This is a genomic window from Azohydromonas lata (assembly GCF_034427735.1).
In the GTDB taxonomy this organism is placed as follows: Bacteria; Pseudomonadota; Gammaproteobacteria; order Burkholderiales; family Burkholderiaceae_C; genus Azohydromonas; species Azohydromonas lata.
Genome location: NZ_JAXOJX010000204.1, coordinates 1 through 541 on the forward strand (window position 1 = coordinate 1; position 541 = coordinate 541).

The 541-nt window shown below is 72.5% G+C and carries 1 protein-coding gene; it reads right to left on the bottom strand.

The features are described from left to right. Positions 1-541, bottom strand: a 541-nt coding sequence (locus SM757_RS35030) for a hypothetical protein (RefSeq protein ID WP_322468872.1), incomplete at both ends; no start/stop codon positions are given.

The following is a 541-nucleotide window of genomic DNA, read 5'->3' on the forward strand; positions in this document are numbered from 1 at the left end:
TGTGGCCGTACCGATGGCACCGCCGGCCTGCAGCCGCAGGGTCGTCGCGGAAACGTTCTTCGTGCTGCCTGCGGCGTTGACGATGGCACCCGTGTCGGCCACCAGGCTGACGCTGGTGGCCGTGACGTTGCCCACGGTGACCGTGCTCGCCGCATGCAGCCGTGCGCTGGCGCCCGCGATCTTGGCGTCGCCGGCCATGGCCAGCGCGCCGCCGCGCGCGTCGATGGACACTGTGCCCGTGCCGGCCGTGCTCACGTCCACGCCTGTGGCCGTGGCGCTGCCCAGCAGCACGCTGCCCGCAGCCTTGAGCGTGACGTGGCCCGTGGCGCTGGTGATGTCGCTGTTGACGATCACGTCACCGCTCGTGGCCTGCACCAGGATGGAGCCCGTGCCGGCGGCGCTCACCGCCGTGCCGGCCACGCCGGCGATGCCGTCGTTGGCCGTGCCGTCGCCCAGCGTCACCGTGCCGCCAGCCACCAGCACGATGTGGCCGTTGTTCAGCGACACCAGGTCCGACTGCGCCGCATCGCTCACCACCGAG